At 51.3% G+C, this 19,151-nt stretch carries 18 protein-coding genes; 1 reads left to right on the forward strand and 17 read right to left on the reverse strand.

Translation table 11 applies throughout. The features are described 5' to 3' along the window. Positions 1 to 158 precede the first annotated feature (158 nt). Positions 159 to 1,313 (reverse strand): glycerate kinase, encoded by a 1,155-nt coding sequence (locus DI44_RS15955; RefSeq protein WP_011232929.1) that lies wholly within the window; start codon positions 1,311 to 1,313, stop codon positions 159 to 161. A 716-nt stretch (positions 1,314 to 2,029) separates the two neighbouring features. On the opposite strand from DI44_RS15955, the gene DI44_RS15950 reads away from it, so the two are divergent. Beyond that, positions 2,030 to 3,268, forward strand: coding sequence for a GGDEF domain-containing protein (locus tag DI44_RS15950; protein ID WP_031205532.1), 1,239 nt, complete (start codon positions 2,030 to 2,032; stop codon positions 3,266 to 3,268). Positions 3,269 to 3,626: 358 nt separating this feature from the next. Here DI44_RS15950 and rlmH read toward each other — a convergent pair whose 3' ends face one another. From rlmH to rpsF, 16 genes are all read right to left on the reverse strand, one after another. Then, positions 3,627 to 4,106: a 23S rRNA (pseudouridine(1915)-N(3))-methyltransferase RlmH gene (gene rlmH, locus DI44_RS15945; protein WP_021321295.1), complete on the reverse strand. Its 480-nt coding sequence runs from the start codon at positions 4,104 to 4,106 to the stop codon at positions 3,627 to 3,629. A gap of 84 nt (positions 4,107 to 4,190) precedes the next feature. Beyond that, positions 4,191 to 4,343 carry a CxxH/CxxC protein gene (locus DI44_RS17645; protein WP_011232932.1) on the reverse strand — a complete coding sequence of 51 codons (153 nt, stop codon included), beginning with the start codon at positions 4,341 to 4,343 and terminating at the stop codon, positions 4,191 to 4,193. Between the two features lie 55 nt (positions 4,344 to 4,398). Beyond that, positions 4,399 to 5,619, reverse strand: coding sequence for a trypsin-like peptidase domain-containing protein (locus DI44_RS15940; protein ID WP_011232933.1), 1,221 nt, complete (start codon positions 5,617 to 5,619; stop codon positions 4,399 to 4,401). A 101-nt stretch (positions 5,620 to 5,720) separates the two neighbouring features. Next, complete coding sequence (locus DI44_RS15935; protein WP_011232934.1) at positions 5,721 to 6,515, reverse strand: MBL fold metallo-hydrolase; 795 nt, start codon at positions 6,513 to 6,515, stop codon at positions 5,721 to 5,723. A 6-nt stretch (positions 6,516 to 6,521) separates the two neighbouring features. Then, positions 6,522 to 7,304 (reverse strand): two-component system regulatory protein YycI, encoded by a 783-nt coding sequence (locus DI44_RS15930; protein WP_011232935.1) that lies wholly within the window; start codon positions 7,302 to 7,304, stop codon positions 6,522 to 6,524. After that, a complete protein-coding gene (yycH, locus tag DI44_RS15925; RefSeq protein ID WP_011232936.1) occupies positions 7,291 to 8,619 on the reverse strand; it encodes a two-component system activity regulator YycH in 1,329 nt (442 codons plus the stop codon). Before yycH ends, DI44_RS15930 begins: the two co-directional genes overlap by 14 nt. Then, positions 8,612 to 10,441, reverse strand: a complete 1,830-nt coding sequence (walK, locus tag DI44_RS15920) for a cell wall metabolism sensor histidine kinase WalK (protein ID WP_011232937.1) — start codon at positions 10,439 to 10,441, stop codon at positions 8,612 to 8,614. The genes yycH and walK overlap by 8 nt, the downstream gene beginning before the upstream one ends. 6 nt (positions 10,442 to 10,447) lie before the next feature. Continuing rightward, positions 10,448 to 11,161, reverse strand: a complete 714-nt coding sequence (gene yycF, locus DI44_RS15915) for a response regulator YycF (RefSeq protein ID WP_011232938.1) — start codon at positions 11,159 to 11,161, stop codon at positions 10,448 to 10,450. 188 nt (positions 11,162 to 11,349) lie between these two features. Next, positions 11,350 to 12,636 (reverse strand): adenylosuccinate synthase, encoded by a 1,287-nt coding sequence (locus DI44_RS15910; RefSeq protein WP_011232939.1) that lies wholly within the window; start codon positions 12,634 to 12,636, stop codon positions 11,350 to 11,352. 217 nt (positions 12,637 to 12,853) lie between these two features. Further along, entirely contained in the window at positions 12,854 to 14,218 is a 1,365-nt protein-coding gene (gene dnaB, locus DI44_RS15905) for a replicative DNA helicase (RefSeq protein ID WP_011232940.1), read from the reverse strand. 77 nt (positions 14,219 to 14,295) lie between these two features. Beyond that, a complete protein-coding gene (gene rplI / locus DI44_RS15900; RefSeq protein ID WP_011232941.1) occupies positions 14,296 to 14,745 on the reverse strand; it encodes a 50S ribosomal protein L9 in 450 nt (149 codons plus the stop codon). Further along, positions 14,742 to 16,718 carry a DHH family phosphoesterase gene (locus tag DI44_RS15895; RefSeq protein WP_011232942.1) on the reverse strand — a complete coding sequence of 659 codons (1,977 nt, stop codon included), beginning with the start codon at positions 16,716 to 16,718 and terminating at the stop codon, positions 14,742 to 14,744. The genes rplI and DI44_RS15895 overlap by 4 nt, the downstream gene beginning before the upstream one ends. A gap of 46 nt (positions 16,719 to 16,764) precedes the next feature. After that, complete coding sequence (locus tag DI44_RS15890) at positions 16,765 to 17,691, reverse strand: YybS family protein (protein WP_011232943.1); 927 nt, start codon at positions 17,689 to 17,691, stop codon at positions 16,765 to 16,767. Between the two features lie 135 nt (positions 17,692 to 17,826). Beyond that, complete coding sequence (rpsR, locus tag DI44_RS15885; RefSeq protein WP_008880812.1) at positions 17,827 to 18,063, reverse strand: 30S ribosomal protein S18; 237 nt, start codon at positions 18,061 to 18,063, stop codon at positions 17,827 to 17,829. A gap of 97 nt (positions 18,064 to 18,160) precedes the next feature. Next, positions 18,161 to 18,655: a single-stranded DNA-binding protein gene (ssb, locus tag DI44_RS15880; protein ID WP_011232944.1), complete on the reverse strand. Its 495-nt coding sequence runs from the start codon at positions 18,653 to 18,655 to the stop codon at positions 18,161 to 18,163. A 30-nt stretch (positions 18,656 to 18,685) separates the two neighbouring features. After that, a complete protein-coding gene (gene rpsF, locus DI44_RS15875) occupies positions 18,686 to 18,973 on the reverse strand; it encodes a 30S ribosomal protein S6 (RefSeq protein ID WP_011232945.1) in 288 nt (95 codons plus the stop codon). Positions 18,974 to 19,151 lie beyond the last annotated feature (178 nt).

Consider the following 19,151-nt stretch of genomic DNA (forward strand, 5'->3'; position numbering starts at 1 on the left):
AAGCGGTCGGTGTGTATATATAGAAACGAAAGAGGGTGTCCTGATCCTTTTGGGACACCCGTTCTCATTACTGTTGTACATAGAAACAAAATGACCGAATGGTGTTCCATTTAAGGGGCGTCGCCTTTTTGGATCAGCCCCTTCTTTTGTCGAAAATATTAACGGAAGAATTGTTTTCCTATTTGGCCAAGACGGTATACGGACGCAATATGCCGCGCCGTTTGTGTCACATAATGTTCTGCCTGCTCCAACGCTTTTTCAAGCGGCACGACGCCGGGCACGATCGTAAACAGCGCGTCGATGCCATGATCCAACACGACGGCGCTGTCGTCGCCCAACGACCCGGCGATGCCGATGACGGGGACGCCGAACTGTTTCGCTGTCTTGGCGACGCCGATCGGCGTTTTGCCGAACACCGTCTGTCCGTCAATCCGCCCTTCGCCGGTGATGACCAAGTCAGCGTCTTTGACGCGCTCCGCGAGCTGAACCGTCTCGATCACAATCTCTACGCCGCGCTTTAGCTCGGCCGGGAGAAACGCGAGCAGTCCCGCCCCCAACCCGCCGGCCGCACCCGCTCCCGGGATGTCGCCGACTTGTTTGCCGAGATCGCGTCGGATGACATCTGCGTAATGCGCCAAATTCCGGTCGAGAACGGCGACCATGTCCGGTGTCGCCCCCTTTTGCGGACCGAAAATGGCCGACGCTCCGTTCGGACCGGTAAGCGGGTTGTCGACGTCGCACGCCACGTCAATGCGGACTCCCCCAAGACGCGGGTCGAGACCGGAAAGGTCAATCGCATGCAAATCGGCCAGCGCGCCGCCGCCCGGACCGATGTCGCAGCCGTCTTCGTCCAAAAGCCTTCCCCCGAGCGCCTGCACCATGCCGGCCCCACCGTCGTTCGTCGCGCTGCCGCCAATGCCGATGATGAGGTGGGTGGCGCCGGCATCCAGCGCTGCAAGGATCAACTCCCCTGTCCCTCGCGTCGTCGTCACCAATGGGTTGCGCCGGTCGCGCGGGACAAGGTGCAGCCCTGAGGCGGCGGCCATCTCAATCACCGCCGTCTTCCCATCGCCAAGCAAACCAAAAAACGCCCGCACCGGCTCGCCGAGCGGCCCGGTCACTTCCGTTTCGACGATGCGGCCGCCGGTCGCATCAACGAGCGACCGCACCGTCCCTTCCCCGCCGTCGGCCATCGGCACCTTAACGTATTCCCCCTCCGGAAACACCGTGCGAAACCCACGCTCGACCGCCTCGGCGACTTCGAGCGCAGAAAGGCTTTCTTTAAATGAATCAGGGGCAATAACGATTTTCATTCTTTTTCCCTCCTCTTTTGTCTCCATCCAAACCTTGAAAACGAAAAGTCATCGGAAACGGCTGTCTTGGCACAAACGATGACAATAGCCTCCACTATAAGTTGTTCGCCAACCGAAGCGCTGCTTCCTTTGAGCGCAAACAAATCGCCAACATACTTACGCCACGAACAAGCCATGGCTGCTCGTAGCCGTCATAAGCGGGAAAAGAGAAGCGCCAAACACCTCAGCCGCCGCAATCGTATTCGGATTCGGCGATATGATATTTCCGGCCTTTCCGTCGCCGACAACGCCGCAATCGCGCTAGCTGTACTGGAAGAACCACCTATGCTTTATCTGCTTCCCTTTTCATTCAGCGAAATAAGCACGATCCAGCTGTATAGTTCACGAAAGAACCGGCATCGATTGGAACCAACTTTCACTCAATATGTGTCAAATTTTGTGGAAAAAAGGCGAAAAACAATGCCATTTCGTCTATTTTCACAATTGTGTATATAGTACTATAATAGATGTAACCATATGTTCGTTTGTTCCAATTGGGAACATCTTGATTCTATAAAAAAGACGGTTTCCAAATTCACCGTTCGCCATCGCCGGCTATAATCCGTATTTTTGCTGAAAGCCACTGGCATGTGAGCAGCCTTCCTTTTCTTTTTTTTGGAATCACTTCATCAACGCCGAAGTTGTCAGAGGTCAGATTTATAGGAGAGAGAGCTGTGATGTTACTCCGAGCACGACCGATGATTTTTGCTGTTTTTTCCGCATCCATTGTTGTTGTTTTTGTGTCAGAACCGCCTTCCTTCGATCGCACCTATGTCATCGCTTTGCTGTTTTATTGGCTGTTTTCCAGCTTGTATTCACACTTGCGCGTCATAGACAAAACGAAAAACAATATTCCCGTTGATTACGGCATTAACTATAGTTTATCGTTCGCCTTATTTGCCGGCCCGTTCGGGCTGTTTATCTTTGAAGCGTTGTTTCGCTTGACTGAACATATAGCAAAAAAATATTTGAAAACAGCGGAACCCGATGAATGGCTGCACACATTGTGCAACATCGGCTCGTTTGTGACGTTCAATTCGCTCGCGTTTGCCTTATACAATCTCCTTGGTCCGCTGTTTCAGTCTATTCCGTTCATTGGCTTCTGGCTGCTTTTATTCCTGCTCGTCATCGTCGTTTCCTTTTTGACTGACTGTTGCCTGATCATCATTTTTTATATAACCGGCGACATTCAGACACAGCGCGAGGCGTTGGATTTTATTAAGACGAGAAGCTGGATGGACATGGGAAAAACGGCGCTGACAAACGGTCTGTTATTTCTCTTTTTGCAAGAACAGCGGTGGGATATGCTTTTGAGCTTATTTTTGCTGAATTACTTCGTCAGCCGCTCGTTCTTTTCCAAATCGCAAAGCATCCAGCATAAACTAGAACGCGACCACTTCGAAAAAATGGCCTACACCGACTTTTTGACCGGCATCCATAACCGCGCCTACATGGATCAAACGATCGCCAAGCTAAACGGATCCGGTGAATGGATTGGCGTCGTCGTCGCCGATATCGACAATTTTAAAACGATCAACGACACGTATAACCATGCCGTCGGCGACGAGGTGATCCGCCATTTCGCCTCAACCTTGAAACAGTTTCTCAAAGAGGGCGATTTTTTGTTCCGCAGCGGCGGTGAAGAATTTACGATGTTTTTGCGTAATCGCACATTTGAAGAGAGCGTCCGGCTTGTCGAGGAGATTCGAGAAGCAGTGCGCCATAGCACTGTGTTGGTCGATTATATGGCGGCAAAACGTCCCATTGCCTATACGTCGTCGTTCGGTCTTTACTTTTGTCAAGCAGAAGGAACGATGTCAATTGAAAAAGCGTACATTTATGCCGACCATTTATTGCTCCGTTCGAAAGAAAGCGGCAAAAATAAAGTATCAGCCCAATGCGGGGGAGTTGCATAAATTAGGCGGCTCTCCCCTGACTTTTCCTTAGCGCAACCCTCTTTTCCTGCTATATTTCCCTAAACGTCATTTGGCATAACACCTTAATCAAGATTCGCGATCTGTCAAACCAATGCGGCGCCCCTTGAGTGAATAACCTAAAAATTCCTTAATTGAAAAAGATTTCCATAAAATAATGAGACCGCTTCATCATTACACAAACGGTGATTGATGAAGGATAGCCGTTGTGCTGCATTGGCGGCAACGGCTATTTGAATCAAATGTCTCATACTTTATCCCCCATATTCAACCGTAATGGATAAATCTGCGATAGAACGTCTTCATCCCATCATGAAACTAAGAAATGGAAAAACCCCATTTACTTATGATACGGTTCCCCGCGGTTAATGCGAAATGCGCGGTAAATTTGCTCGAGCAAAATGAGGCGCATCAGCTGGTGTGGAAACGTCATTTTCGAAAACGACAGCGTCTCATCGGCGCGCGCCATCACTTGTTTGCTTAAGCCAAGCGAGCCGCCGATGACGAACACCACTTTGCTTTTGCCGTAGGTGGCGAGCTCATCGAGACGGGCGGCGAATTGCTCGGACGATTGCATCTTCCCTTCAATCGCGAGCGCGATGACGTGAGCGTCATGCGGAATTTTCGCCAGCAGCCGTCCTCCCTCGCGCTCTTTGATTTGTTCCTCCTCAAGTTCGCTCGCCCGCTCCGACGTTTTTTCATCAGCGACTTCGATGATGTCGATTTTGGCGTATGCGGACAGACGCTTTGTATATTCATTAATTCCAGCGATTAAATATTTTTCCTTCAATTTACCCACAGCGACAATGGAAATATGCACAAACAACCCCTGCCTTATAAACAGCTTATCAACAAGATTTATCCACATATACACAACACATATCCACATGTTGTGAAAAAACTGTTATCCTCCTACGACATATACAGCTTGTTTCGAGCAAAAATAGCACTGTTTTTCGCTGTTGTCCACAGGCAGGAGATCCGGCGCCTGTTCCGTTTCATCTACATATTGATCAATAGCGATGTCGACATGTTCTTCACATGTGAATATCATCATTCTCGCCCCTCTCCTTGTGGAAAAAAGAAGGAGCGTTTTCGCTCCCTCCATTCGTTTAATACGACTCACGCGCCAGCTTCATCGTGACCGTGCGTTTTTTCCCATCACGATAAAACGTGACTTCCATCCGGTCGCCGATCGATTTTTTCGTATACAAATATTTGCGCAAATCAAGCACGTTGCGGATTTTTTCGCCGTCAAGCGCCACGATGACATCAAACTGTTTTAAGCCCGCCTGTGCGGCCGGCGACATCGGCACGACTTGAATGACCGCCGCTCCTTCCGTTACGTTCGGCGGCAAATGGAGCGTCGCCTGCAAATGGTACGATGGGATGTCGCTCAGCGAGCGAAGTTCAACGCCCATGTACGGACGGCGCACTTGTCCGTATTTTTCCAAGTCCGAAATGATCGGAATGGCCGTGTTGATCGGGATCGCGAACCCGATGCCTTCAACCGCCTCTTGGGCGATTTTCATCGAGTTGATGCCGATGACTTGCCCTTTGATATTGACAAGAGCGCCGCCGCTGTTGCCCGGGTTGATCGCCGCATCTGTCTGCAATACTTCTGCGTTCCAGTCTGGAGCGCCGTCTTGGTCCAAATCGACTTCGACCGTCCGGTTCGTTCCGGAAATAATGCCTTGTGTCACCGAGCCGGCAAACTGCAAACCGAGCGGGTTGCCGATGGCAATGACTGGCTCGCCTGGCTTCACCGTATCGGAGTTGCCGAACTGGGCGACTTTTTTCACATGCTTCGCGTCAATTTCCAAGACGGCTAAATCCATAAGCACATCACTGCCGAGCAGCTTCGCCGGCACTCTCGTCCCATCTTTGAGGCTCACTTCGAGCTGACTGGCGTTTTCAACAACATGATGGTTCGTGACGATAAACGCCCGGCCTCCCGCTTTCTTGTAAATGACGCCCGATCCGACGCCAGCCTCGCCTCCTTGCGACCAGAAGCTGGCTTCTTGAATGTTGACAACGCCGACAACCGCATCCGACACTTGGTCGATCGCCTTTGTCACCGCCGTCGTCACATCTACGGAAACACTCTGCCGAATCGGTGGAGTTCCATTTTCCTCTGTTTTTGGCTCTTCCTCTGCTCTTTGATTCGGCACAACATCATACGGGAGGATATCCCAACGGGAAAGCGCCGGAATGGACATGAGGACGAGCAGCCCTCCTAACACGGCGCCGACAAGCGCGGAAACAAACGATCCGCTGCGCCGCTTCCTCCTCGTTTGTTCGTACGGCTCATAATGGTCGTCGTAGTATCCCATGCTCACCCTCCTTTCCACATTCGTCTCCATCCCTCATTAAAATCATGAACAGGAGAAAAAATCCAACAAATGTATCTCCCTCAGTTTCGGCAAAACGGGCTTTATACATACGCTAGTGCCGTCGCCCGACGCGGATCGGTATCATACAAACGAAAGCGGGCGCCGACCGCTAAGCCTTTCTGTTCCAACACTTGCGTCACGGTCATGCGCGCCAGCTCTTTCATATTGTTATCTTGGCTCAAATGGGCCAAATAAATTTGCTTTGTCCGGTCGCCGATCACGTCAGCAAGCGCCAAACCCGCTTCCTCATTCGAAATATGGCCGACATCGCTTAAAATGCGGCGCTTGACGCTCCATGGATATCTCCCCATCCGCAGCATGCCGACGTCATGATTGCTTTCAAACACGAACACATCCGCGTTTTCAATCGTCTTTTTGATCCGCTCGCTCACATAGCCGGTATCGGTGAGCAACGCAAGCTTTTTCCCTTCATAGTGGAAAACGTAAAACATCGGCTCGGCGGCGTCGTGAGAGACGCCGAACGATTCGACGTCAACATCGCCGAACGTCCTTACCGCGCCGAGCGGAAAGACAAATTTTTGCTCGGGCGGAATGTCGCCGACCGTTTGTTCCATCGCCCGCCACGTTTTTTCATTGGCATACACCGGCAGCCGATACTTGCGGGCAAGCACCCCGAGCCCTTTAATATGGTCGCTATGTTCATGGGTGACAAGCAGCGCATCAAGCTGCTTTGGATGGCGGCCGATCTCAGCAAACAACTCCTCAAGCTGCTTGCCGCTCAAACCGGCGTCAACAAGCAGGCGCTGGCGGTCTGTCTCAATGTAAAAGGCATTGCCGGTGCTGCCGCTGGCCAGCACACTAAATCGCATCGTCATGTTCTTTCACTCCAGCACATTTCCTTGATCATTGATCACTTGCCCTTCAAACGCATTGACGAAATAGTCTTCCTTCCGATTGACAACAATATGCCAAGTTGGAGTCAACACTTGGGATGCAGTAAATTGAACAAGCCCGTAATAGCCAAGCTCCACTTTCGTGACGCGGTCGCCCGGCTGCAAATGCCCTTTTCGGTACAACGTCTCAATGGCTTTAATCGCCGGGACGATATCTTGCTTCCGCTCGTACTTTTCCAAGTCGCTGAGCATCGTCTGTTCATACGACAGCGCTTCCCGTCTCCCGTTGACATGGATGACGAGCTTGCTGTTTTCATTGCCGTAAATCATCTTGCCGTCATACATTTGGTAGCAGGTCAAGATTCCTTGTTTTTCATCAAACGACCAAAAGGCATATTGCCCGCCGCCGATGATGTAGCGCTGCAAAAACTCACGCAGCTGGTATGGATCGTCAATCGGCAGCGCAACCGGATCGATGAACGTCCCTTTGACTTTCGTTTCTCCTTCGATTTTCACTTTTTGCCCGGGCAGCTTTTTTACATCCGCCATGGTGAATGAGCGGCTTTTGCCGCTGACATACGCCGCTTTCGTCACTTCTTTAGGCAGATCCACATACGTAATGCCGTTCGCCTCAAGCTGCTCTTCAATCGTCGTTTCCAAAATGACATCGAGCTGGCTGCTGTTTCGTTTTTCCATAAACTGATAGCCTAAAAAGCAGTCGAGGATGAGGAACACGATAATAAAAATCGTCTTCGTTTTACTCCAGTCCATTTGTTCCCCCTCCTCCCGCCTCATCGCCCATGTTTACCTTTTTCCACGTTTGTCCGTACAAGTAGAACCATGCCGGTTCAAGGCGGATGACTTTTTCCCGCTCCGGATCTTTGATGAGCTCATAGCCGATGGCGATATCTTTGATGAGCGATTTGCGAACGCCTTTCGTCTGTTCGAACCAGTTGACGACCTCATGGCCGGACGGCAGCGTTTTTGGTGTGCGGTTGCGATCCGCGATTTCAAGGCGGAAGAGCGGACGCTGGTATTTCATCAAATCGGACGCTCCCCACGTCTCCACGATTTCTGACATGCCGTATTCATTAAAGACTGGATAGCCGTTGACGACAAGCCGGAACGTGACTTTTCGATCCTCCTCGCTCCAGCGGGCGAAATGATACAGATCCGTCCAACCGCCATGCTCATTGACGAAATCAATGCTTTTTTGGATGATATGGGTTTCTTGCTCCGTTTGTCCCATATTCGAGACGCGCGCCGCTGGATTCACATACAGCAGCATCCGTTGAAGAAAATCGACGTCCATCAGCCGCGAACCGTCTGTATATTCTTCGCCAAACGGAATCAAATCTTTTTTGACAAAGCTTGGATCGCTAAAGAGCGCTTCTTTAAACTTGTCTGCGTCCAGCTCGTCGGTATAATATTGCAGACTGCTGAGCACCACTTCTTTTTCCGGCAAATACAACTGCTTCGTTTCGCTGACCGGATAAGCGAAATAACGCGGAAAATGGCTCGCTTCTTTCGCCAGCCGGCCGATCGCCGATAAGGAGGCATCGCTGGCAATCGCCTTGTAAATTTTGCGCTTGTCGGTCGCGATGAAGTAGATGGGGAACTCGTCCTTCCCGCCGAGCGGGACGAGCAGGCGGTCAAACGCCAAGCCGTCGAGCCCCCTGTCATCGATCGTGAAAATCAATCGGTATATGTCGATCGGCACCTCATCGGGGTAAATGATCTCAAGCCGCTCTTTGCCGTTTAAAAACGATAAAAACTTCCCTTGCGGAACAGAAGACGAAACATCTTCGAAATCATCAAGCGTCCATCTTCTCATTTCTTTCAGCACTTCATTTTTCTCTTCGTCTTTCGTCACAGCATAGGGGACGCCGTTTTTATGAATGAGAATCTGCTTTGGCTGCACGACCATCGCTGTATCCACTTGCGTATTGCTCACGGAGACGTGTTGAATGTATTCGTCGTTTTGCAGCACGTCGTATTTCGGATGATATGTCCATAAGGCAAACGTTAAGGTAATGCTGATGAGCACAAGCAACGTCAACACGATGGTTTTGATCGTTTCATACATCGCACCAGTCATCCTTTTGCTCGCGTTCTAGCGGCAGCGTAAAATAAATCGTCGTTCCTTTATGCTCCTTGCTTTCTGCCCAAATCGTCCCGCCATGGGCAAGAACGACTTCTTTGGCAATGGCCAGCCCAAGCCCCGTACCGCCCAATTTGCGCGACCTGGCCTTGTCGACCCGGTAAAACCGTTCGAAAATTTTTGCCAAGTCGGCTTTCGGAATGCCGACTCCTTCGTCGCTGACGCTGACAATAATTTCATCAGCAAGTTTGCGGACGCGAAATGTAATCGTCCCTCCTTGCGGAGAGTACTTCAAAGCGTTCGAAATAATGTTGTCTAACACTTGCGTAATTTTATCTTCATCAACTTCAATAAAAATCGCCTCGCGCGGAATTTTGCGAACGAACCGGATGTTGTCGCTTTTCGTCAACTCAAATCGGTCAATGACTTTATGGAAATAGGCTGAAAAATTGATCCACGTTTTCTTCAGCTTGTAGTCTTTGCTGTCGAGCTTGGACAGATGGAGCAAGTCGTTGACAAGCCGAATCATCCGTTCCGTTTCATTTTGCACGACTTGAATGAACCTCGGCGCGATGTCTTTATCTTGCCAAGCGCCGTCAGCGAGCGCTTCTAAGTAGCTTTTCATCGTGGTGAGCGGCGTGCGCAATTCATGCGACACATTGGCGACAAACTGCCGCCGCTCGCGGTCGATTTTTTCCTGTTCGGTAATGTCGTGCAAAACGACGATCAACCCGTTGACAAATCCGCCCTCTTTTTGAATCACCGATAACGACGCGCGCAAAATATACAGTTCCTCATCCGTGCTGAAATCTAAAATGAGCGAATCGCGCTCCTCAAGCAGCGTTTCAAACGTATACTGGTCGGCAATGCCAAGCACGTCGACGATCGAACTCGACAGCACTGTTTCACGTGAAACATTCAAAATGTTTAACGCTGCATCGTTAATGAGAATGACGCGCCCGCGACGGTCGGTCGCAATGACGCCATCAGTCATATGCGTCAAGACGGACTCGAGCTTGCGCCGTTCCCCTTCCGTCGTCGCCTGCGCTTCCTGCAGTTTTTTGGTCAGATTATTGAACGTCATCGCCAATTGGCCGATTTCATCATAGCCGTACACTTTGACCTTGCGGGAGAAATCTCCCCTCGTCATCGCCAGCGCTTGCCGGCGCATATCGGAAATCGGCCGGGTGATCGTGCGGGACAAAAAAATGCCGAGCACGGCGGTAATGGCGAGAGCGATCCCCGTCCCGGTCGCCAAAATCATATTGATTTGCCGCATTTGCGAAAAGACGTTTTCCATCGAGGCGATGACGTAAATGACACCTTTGATTTCGCCGCTCGTTTTGATCGGAGTCGACGAAATGTACATGCGATGACCTGTTTTCGAATCGAGCAGCATCCGGTCGACGATTTCGCCGGTGACGAGGGAACGTTTTACATAAATCTCGGTCGTCCGCTTTCCGACGATGTTTTGCATATACGGATTGGATGTCGCAAGCACTTTCCCTTTCTCATCGATGACGCGCACTTCGGAAATGTCTTGGGAAACGAAATCATGAAGAAGCGAACGGATGTCTTCTTCCAATGTCGGGCTTTTTTCATCGCGCTCCCGATTCATCGCCTGCTCGACGTTATAGGCGAGCAAGGTCACCCGTTCGTTTAATGAGTTTTTAAAGTTCTGCACAAGCTCCGTTTCCAGCTTGCGAACGAAGTACACGCCGATGATTTGCATGGCGACGAGAATCAGTAATACATAAATGATGACAAACTTAAAATGAATCGAACGGAATGGACCTACTTTTTTCATGCTGGCTCATGACTCCTGTTCCGGATTGCGCAAGTAATAGCCGACTCCCCGTCTTGTGACGATCCAATTCGGGTGGGAAGGGTTGTCCTCAATTTTTTCACGCAGACGTCTTACCGTCACGTCCACGGTGCGCACATCGCCATAGTAATCGTAGCCCCAGACGGTTTGCAGCAAATGCTCGCGCGTCATCACTTGGCCGATATGCTTCGCTAAGTAATGAAGCAGTTCAAATTCGCGGTGGGTCAGTTCAATTGTTTCCCCCCGCTTTTGCACGACATACGCGTCCGGACGGATGACGAGCGGGCCAATGACGATTTCATTTGTTTCGTTTTCTCCTTCTTCTTGGTTGGCCGTTTGCGCATGGCGGCGCAAGTTTGCCTTCACCCGCGCCAGGAGCTCGCGCGTGCTGAACGGCTTTGTCACATAATCGTCCGCACCAAGCTCCAACCCAAGCACTTTATCAATCTCGGAATCTTTCGCTGTCAGCATAATGATCGGCATATCATACTTTTTCCGCACTTCACGGCATACTTCCATGCCATCTTTTAACGGCAACATAATATCCAATAAAATCAAGTCCGGCATCGTTTCTTCAACTTTTTGCAGCGCTTCTTCGCCGTCGTAGGCGCAAATGACTTCATATCCTTCTTTTTGCAAATTAAATTGCAAAATATCGGCAATCGGTTTTTCATCATCAACGACTAAAATGCGTTTTTCCATCTCGCTCACATCCTTCCTTTTGCGATGGAATCCTATCATTACTAATTTACCATGTTATGAACATGAAATCATCCTTTGCCGATTGCCATTTTGAGGAGCCTATCAAAGAAAAAAGCATAGACGCGCGCGCATCTATGCCTGTCGTTTGCCTTGTTTATACGCTGCCTGCCACCGTCCACTGTTGCCGCTTACGCGTAGACGCTGCGGACGACGTTCGTTTGCGAACGGTCCGGTCCGACGGAGAAAATCGAAAGAGGGATGCCGGTGAGCTGGGAAATGCGCTCGACGTAATGGCGGGCGTTCGCCGGCAGCTCGTCTAGACTTTTCACCCCGGTGATATCTTCCGTCCAGCCAGGAAGTTCTTCATAAATCGGCTCGCATTCGGCCAACACTTTTAAGCTGGCTGGAAATTCTTCGAGCACTTGGCCGCGGTAGCGATAGGCGACGCAAATTTTCAACGTTTCAATGCCGGTCAACACATCGATCGAGTTAAGCGACAAGTCCGTAATGCCGCTCACCCGGCGGGCATGACGGACAACAACACTGTCAAACCAACCGACGCGGCGCGGACGGCCGGTCGTCGTCCCATACTCGCGGCCGACTTCGCGAATGCGGTCGCCGATTTCATCGTGCAGCTCTGTCGGGAACGGCCCGTCGCCGACGCGCGTCGTATAGGCTTTCGCCACCCCGACGACATGCTTGATTTTCGTCGGCCCGACACCGGCGCCGATCGTTACCCCGCCAGCGACTGGATTCGACGACGTGACAAACGGATACGTTCCTTGGTCAATGTCAAGCATGACGCCTTGCGCTCCTTCGAACAAGACGCGGCGCCCTTCATCGAGCGCATTGTTCAATACGACCGATGTGTCGCAGACGTATTTGGCGATGTGCTGGCCGTACTCGTAATACTCCTCAAAAATGTCCTCCAACCGGAAGCCTTCGACCCCGTACACTTTTTCAAGCAGCGTATTTTTCTCCCTCAAGTTGCGCTCCAGCTTTTCGGCAAACACGTCGCGGTCAAGCAAATCAACAATGCGGATGCCGATGCGCGCCGCCTTGTCCATGTACGCCGGCCCAATTCCTTTTTTTGTCGTGCCGATTTTGTTTGCCCCTTTCCGCTCTTCCTCAAGCTCGTCCAATTTCAAATGATACGGCAAAATGACATGAGCGCGGTTGCTGATGCGCAAATTATCAGTCGAAATGCCGCGCTCGTGCAAATACGAAAGCTCCGCAACGAGCGCCTTCGGATCGACGACCATCCCATTGCCGATGACGCAAATTTTATCTTTATAAAAAATGCCCGACGGGATCAAGTGCAGCTTATACTTTTCCCCGTTGAACACGATCGTGTGTCCGGCATTGTTTCCCCCTTGATACCGGGCAATCACTTCCGCATTTTCCGATAAAAAGTCCGTAATTTTCCCTTTCCCTTCATCGCCCCATTGCGTGCCGACAACAACGACTGACGACATGGCGAGCACCTCCAGTTTCCTCGGTCTAAACATTGTCAGTGTACCAGTTTTCAGCCATAAAGTCAATGAAACACGAACATTAAAAGAAAATATCGTCTTTTTTATTCGTTTATCAATGATCAGGAAGGCTCCCTCTTTAACGCCGCGGGTGTAAACGAGGAAATAGTCAAAGGCCAAAAGAACAAAAAGGCGCCCGCCGCCGGCAGCGCGGTCCGTCTTACGCCCCCGGTGGAATTTGCGCCTCATCGAAACGGCGCTCTAAGTTGACGAATTTATTGTACTCTTTAATAAAGGCGAGCTGCACCGTCCCGACCGGGCCGTTCCGCTGTTTGGCGATAATGATTTCGATGATGTTTTTGTTCTCGGAATCTTTGTTGTAGTAGTCGTCGCGATACAAAAAGGCAACGATATCAGCGTCTTGCTCAATGCTCCCCGATTCGCGAAGATCGGACATCATCGGCCGCTTGTCCTGGCGCTGCTCAACGCTGCGCGACAGCTGTGACAAAGCGATGACCGGCACTTCGAGCTCGCGGGCGAGCGCCTTTAACGAACGGGAGATTTCCGACACTTCCTGCTGGCGGTTTTCCCGGTTGCGCCCACTTCCTTGAATGAGCTGCAAATAATCGATCACCACCATGCCGAGGCCGCTTTCCTGTTTCAAGCGGCGGCATTTGGCGCGAATGTCGCTGACGCGGATGCTCGGCGTATCGTCAATATAAATGCCGGCGTTTGACAAACTGCCCATCGCCATCGTCAGCTTGCCCCAATCTTCCGGCGTCAGCTTGCCAGTGCGCAAGTTTTGGGCGTTGATGTTGCCTTCGGCGCAAAGCATCCGCATCACAAGCTGCTGGGCGCTCATTTCCAAGCTGAAAATCGCGACATTTTCGTTCGTCTTCGTCGCCACATTTTGGGCGATGTTTAATGCGAATGCCGTCTTCCCGACCGATGGCCGGGCGGCGACGATAATCAAGTCGCTGCGCTGAAATCCGGACGTCATCCGGTCGAGTTCAGTGAATCCGGTCGGGATGCCGGTGATGTCCCCGTTCCGGTTATGGAGCATTTCAATGTTGTCATACGTCTGTACGAGAACATCTTTAATATTTTTAAAGGCGCCTGAATGTTTCCGTTGGGAAACCTCCATAATTTTCCGTTCCGCTTCATCGAGCAAAACGTCAATTTCATCTTCCCTTGTATAGCCATCTTGGGCAATCGATGTCGCCGTGCGAATGAGGCGGCGAAGCAATGATTTTTCTTCAACAATGCGGGCGTAGTATTCGACGTTGGCCGCTGTCGGCACAGAATCGGCAAGCTCGCTTAAGTAGGAGACACCGCCCACTTCCTCCAGCTGCTCCAAAGCGGCCAGTTCCGCCGTCACCGTCACTAAATCGACCGGCTCGCCTTTATCAGCGACGCGAAGCATGGCGTGGAAAATTTTTTGATGGGCCGCGCGGTAGAAGTCTTCGGGAATTAATCGTTCCGAGGCGAGCGTCAGCGCAGTGGGATCCAAAAACACAGCGCCAAGCACGGCCTGCTCGGCTTCAATGCTTTGCGGAGGAATTCGTTCTGAAAAAAGTTCGCTCATCGTCTCACCGCCTTTCCCCCGTTTCATCTCCGTCGATAATGCCCCCGCCATAGCGGGCGGGGGCATCATTGCTGCCGTTATTTTTGTTCCTTGACGTGCACTTTTAAGGTCGCTGTCACTTCCGGATGGAGCTTCACCGGCACATTCGTATATCCGAGGGAGCGAATGGCATCAGCAAGCTCGATTTTCCGTTTGTCAAGCTTCAAGCCGTGCTGGGCCTGAAGCGCCTCAGCGATTTGCTTGCTCGTGATTGAACCAAACAAACGGCCTCCCTCGCCCGCTTTCGCCGGAATTTCCACCGTCAGCTTCTCGAGCTCTTCTTTCAGTTTTTTCGCATTGGCCAGTTCTTCCGCCGCTTGGCGCTGCTCTTTTTGTTTTTGCGCCTCGAGCGCTTTGATGTTCGCCGGCGTCGCTTCAATGGCGAGCCCTTGTTTGAACAAAAAGTTGTTTGCGTAACCGTCGGCGACGTCTTTGATTTCCCCTTTTTTCCCTTTTCCTTTCACATCTTTTAAAAAAATGACTTTCATGATGGCTTCCCCCCCTCGAAATAGTCATGAATGGCTTCACGCAGCTGCCGCTCCGCCTCTTCCACCGTCACTTCGGACAATTGGGCAGCGGCGTTTGTCAAATGTCCGCCTCCACCAAGCCGTTCCATAATGACTTGCACGTTGACATCGCCGAGCGAGCGGGCGCTGATGCCGACCGTCCCGTCGGACCGCTTGGAAATGACGAACGAAGCAACGACGCTGCTTAAAGTGAGAAGCGTATCGGCCGTTTGCGCAATCAACACTTGGTCGTGCACCTCGTTCTCGCCCCCTTTGGCGATGGCGATGCCATGCTCATCGATCACCGCCCGTTCGATCAATTTCGCCCGTTTGATGTAGTTGGCGATGCTTTCCCGCAGCAATTTTTGCACAAGCACCGTATCCGCTCCTTGGGCGCGCAAGTATGACGCGGCGTCGAACGTCCGCGAGCCGGTGCGGAGCGTAAAGCTTTTCGTGTCGACGACGATGCCGGCAAGCAGGGCGGTCGCTTCGAGCATCGTCAGCTTCATCCGTTTCGGTTGGTACTCTAACAGCTCGGTGACGAGTTCCGATGTCGAAGAAGCATAAGGCTCCATATAGACGAGAATCGGCGCCTCAATGAACTCTTCGCCGCGGCGATGGTGATCAATGACGACGATATGGTCGGTGCGATACAATAGCCGCTCTTCAATGACGAGCGACGGACGATGCGTATCGACGACGATCAAAAGCGTATCCTCGGTGACGAGCTCAAGCGCCTGCTCCGGCTTTAGGCATCTTGACCATAATTCAGCATGTTTTTTCATTTCCTCAAGCAACCGTTGCGCCCCGGCATCCGTTTTGGCCGGATCGACGACGATAAACCCTTCCTTTTGGTTCGATTGGACGACTTTTAAAACGCCGATCGCCGCTCCCATGGCGTCCATATCGGGATATTTATGGCCCATGATGAGCACTTTGTCGCTTCCTGCAATCAGTTCGCGAAGCGCATGGGAAATAACGCGGGCGCGGACGCGCGTCCGCTTTTCCATCGGGTTCGTTTTGCCGCCGTAAAACTTCACTTTTCCATTTCCTTGCTTAATCGCGACTTGATCGCCCCCGCGCCCCAACGCTAAGTCCAAGCTTGATTGAGCGAGCGCCCCGAGCTCCGGGAGCTGGGACACGCCGGCGCCGATGCCGATGCTCAGCGTCAGCTGGGCATGATGTTTTGCCGTCTGCTCTCGCACTTCGTCGAGAATGGAAAATTTGCTTTTCTCGAGCCGCCCAAGAATATGTTCGTTCAATACGGCAATAAATCGGTCGGATGACGTCCGCTTCAAAAAAATGCCATAGTCGTTCGCCCACCGGTTCAACACGGAAGTGACGAGGCTGTTTAGTTGGCTTTTTGCCTGATCGTCCATCCCTTGCGTAATTTCATCATAATTGTCAAGAAAAATAATGGCGAGCACCAGCCGTTCCGCTTCGTACTGCCGCTTCAATTCCAAATGCTCAGTAACATCAAAAAAGTAAAGAAGCCGTTCAGGGCGGCGAATGACCACTTTCAGCTGCTTTCCGTTCAATTCGACGATCTCTTCGTCCGTTTTTCCCCTTTTCACAAAAGCGGCCAACGATTCGGAAAGCTCGGCGAGAGAGCGGCCGACAAGCGTCTGTTCCTTAAAGCAGGCGGCCAAAAAACGGTTCGACCACTCGATTTCTCCCCCTTCATCGATGAGCATAATGCCGATCGGCATTTGCATCAACGCTTCCTCGCCTACTTTTTTCACCCGGTGCGACAAATTGGAAATATAGTGCTCCAACTCTTTATGCAAGGAGCGTTGCGCCCCAATGACATAATAAAGCACAAACCCGACGCCAAGAAGGGCGACGAGGCCAAGCAGCCATTGGAAGTAAAACAAGCCAATCGCCATAAGCACCGCCAGGGCGGCTAACGCATATAACGGATAGCGATACGCTTTCCTTTCATAAAAATGGGACATTCAAGTCAGCTCCTACACTGAAGAAATGACTCGCCTTATCCAATTATCATATGCGGCGGCGCAAATCAAATCCTAAATCAATTATACCGAATATCGCCACAAGATAAAGTAGAAAAGGCAGGAATAAGCAAACGACCGTCCCTGCCGCCACCACACCTTTGCCAACCCCTTTTTTGTAAGCGGCGTAGTAAAGAAACGAAAATCCTTGCACAATCATCGCCAGCTGCAACACATACGATAAGTTCAACACGGCGATATAGGCAAACGATCCTTCTTTGAACGGGAACAAGGAGAGAAGGAGCACAAAGACATACAACCACAATACAGTTTTCGGCCACATAAGCTCGCGAAACGGCGGCCATGAACCGACCGGCAGCTTCAGCCTCTTCATCACCGGCAGCGAGACGATGATCGTCGCGTACGCCAGCGCAAACGAAGCGATGACAAACAGCGTCGGAACCATATAGCCGATCAGCTTCAGCCCTTGTTCGAACTGCCTTTGCATCTCCAAAGGCGGCGCTTGTCCCATTCCCTTCATTAGATTCATTGCCGTGTCAAACGATTCTCGCACGAGCGCAAGCGTATCTTGGATCATATCGACGTGCAAAAATTGAATCGAGATGATGTAATCAAGCACGATATTCGCCAAAAATACAAGCGCGCCGACAAGAAGAACAAGATAACGGTTTTTCTGTTTCGAAAGCATCGCGCCGACTGCCATGCCGACGGTGCCGAACATAAGCGCCATCGGCAGCGACAAAAGCGAGCCGATCAAACCGGAGATGACAAGGGCCGCCGCCAGCAGCAACATAGCTGGAATCCACCCATGGCGCATCGTAAACACCATAAACGGAAGCGCTAAAAACAAAGCGGCGACAATCCCAATGACCGGCGCGTACAGCGCAAGCAAAAACAAAACAGCAAACAGTGCGAGCTCAATCGCCGCTTCGGTGAGGGCGTGCGTTTTTCGCAATGGACGTTCCCCTTTCTTTGTTTTTTGGTGATTTGACCTCCTTCCCCACTTTCACTCTGCTTGGGAGTGGGAGTCCGCTCAGTCAGAGGAGATAAAAAAAGCAGTAAGGATCCCCCCTTACTGCTTGCTTTCGGCTCACTCGTCCGCAACGTACGGCAGAAGCGCCATTTGGCGCGCGCGTTTGATCGCGACCGTCAATTTGCGCTGATATTTCGCGCTCGTTCCCGTTACACGGCGCGGCAAAATTTTACCACGTTCAGAAATGAACTTTTTCAGCAAATCGACATCTTTGTAGTCGATATGCGTAATGTTGTTCGCCGTGAAGTAACATACTTTGCGGCGTTTGCCGCGGCCGCCTTTCCGTCCTGCCATGCTATTTCCTCCTTTCCGTTGCCATCGTTTCCTCATCGGTGGAATGGCCCGCTGCCTGCGCGTTGTTTAGAGACAGGGGCTTCAAGCGACTTGTTTATTAAAACGGCAAATCATCATCAGAAATATCGATCGGCTGGCCGTCATTGGCGAAAGGATCGTCATCGATGCGGCCAAACCCTTTTTCGTTCGGATATTGGTGGTTCTGATCTTGCCCGAATGGGAATGGATCCCCATAGTAGCCGCCTGCTGTTGCCCCTCGCTGCTCGCTCGTTCCTTTCGGCTCAAGAAATTGGACGCTATCAGCCACCACTTCCGTCACGTACACGCGCCGACCTTCTTGATTTTCATAGCTGCGGGTTTGCAGTCGGCCATCGACACCAGCCAAGCTCCCCTTTTTCAAAAAGTTGGCGACGTTTTCCGCCTGGCGGCGCCAAACGACACATTGAATAAAATCCGTTTCCCGCTCGCCCTGCTGATTTGTAAACGGACGGTTGACCGCGAGCGTAAACGTGGCAACAGCCACTCCGCTTGGAGTGTAACGCAACTCCGGATCTCTCGTTAACCTGCCGACCAAAATGACGCGGTTAATCATCAGAACCACCTCTTAATCATGTCGAAAAGATTATTCTTCTTCTTTGACGACGATATGACGGATGATGTCTTCGCTGATGCGCGCTAAGCGGTCGAATTCTTGCACCGCTTTCGGCTCCGATACGACATTGACGATCATGTAATAGCCGTCGCGGTATTTTTGAATTTCATAGGCTAAGCGGCGCTTGCCCCAATCCGTCACGTTCGTAATCTCCGCGCCGTTTTCTTTCAACACGTTGTTGAACCGTTCCACGAGAGCTTGTCTCGCTTCATCGTCCATGTTCGGGCGGATGATGTACATGATTTCGTACTTTCTCACGCTCGTCACCTCCTTTTGGTCTAAGCGGCCCTTCCATTCGAAGAGCAAGGAGCAATCACCATTACTCACATTTGTTGATTATACCATGACCGACAACGATAAGCAAGGCAGTTTGCCGCATTCCGTCGGCGCAAACATCTTCCATCCGTATGACCAAGCCAAAAACGGCCCCATGCCG

The sequence above is a fragment of the Geobacillus sp. CAMR5420 genome, from assembly GCF_000691465.1.
GTDB classification, from domain to species: Bacteria; Bacillota; Bacilli; order Bacillales; family Anoxybacillaceae; genus Geobacillus; species Geobacillus thermoleovorans.

Bases quoted from the DNA above. Each gene is read 5' to 3' on its own strand.
- DI44_RS15930 (WP_011232935.1), bottom strand. From the start codon at position 7,304: ATGGACTGGAGTAAAACGAAGACGATTTTTATTATCGTGTTCCTCATC.
- ssb (WP_011232944.1), bottom strand. From the start codon at position 18,655: ATGATTAACCGCGTCATTTTGGTCGGCAGGTTAACGAGAGATCCGGAG.
- dnaB (WP_011232940.1), bottom strand. From the start codon at position 14,218: ATGAGCGAACTTTTTTCAGAACGAATTCCTCCGCAAAGCATTGAAGCC.
- walK (WP_011232937.1), bottom strand. From the start codon at position 10,441: ATGAAAAAAGTAGGTCCATTCCGTTCGATTCATTTTAAGTTTGTCATC.
- rplI (WP_011232941.1), bottom strand. From the start codon at position 14,745: ATGAAAGTCATTTTTTTAAAAGATGTGAAAGGAAAAGGGAAAAAAGGG.
- yycH (WP_011232936.1), bottom strand. From the start codon at position 8,619: ATGTATGAAACGATCAAAACCATCGTGTTGACGTTGCTTGTGCTCATC.
- DI44_RS15940 (WP_011232933.1), bottom strand. From the start codon at position 5,619: ATGGGATACTACGACGACCATTATGAGCCGTACGAACAAACGAGGAGG.
- DI44_RS15935 (WP_011232934.1), bottom strand. From the start codon at position 6,515: ATGACGATGCGATTTAGTGTGCTGGCCAGCGGCAGCACCGGCAATGCC.
- DI44_RS17645 (WP_011232932.1), bottom strand. From the start codon at position 4,343: ATGATGATATTCACATGTGAAGAACATGTCGACATCGCTATTGATCAA.
- DI44_RS15895 (WP_011232942.1), bottom strand. From the start codon at position 16,718: ATGTCCCATTTTTATGAAAGGAAAGCGTATCGCTATCCGTTATATGCG.
- DI44_RS15950 (WP_031205532.1), top strand. From the start codon at position 2,030: ATGTTACTCCGAGCACGACCGATGATTTTTGCTGTTTTTTCCGCATCC.
- yycF (WP_011232938.1), bottom strand. From the start codon at position 11,161: ATGGAAAAACGCATTTTAGTCGTTGATGATGAAAAACCGATTGCCGAT.
- rpsR (WP_008880812.1), bottom strand. From the start codon at position 18,063: ATGGCAGGACGGAAAGGCGGCCGCGGCAAACGCCGCAAAGTATGTTAC.
- DI44_RS15910 (WP_011232939.1), bottom strand. From the start codon at position 12,636: ATGTCGTCAGTCGTTGTTGTCGGCACGCAATGGGGCGATGAAGGGAAA.
- DI44_RS15955 (WP_011232929.1), bottom strand. From the start codon at position 1,313: ATGAAAATCGTTATTGCCCCTGATTCATTTAAAGAAAGCCTTTCTGCG.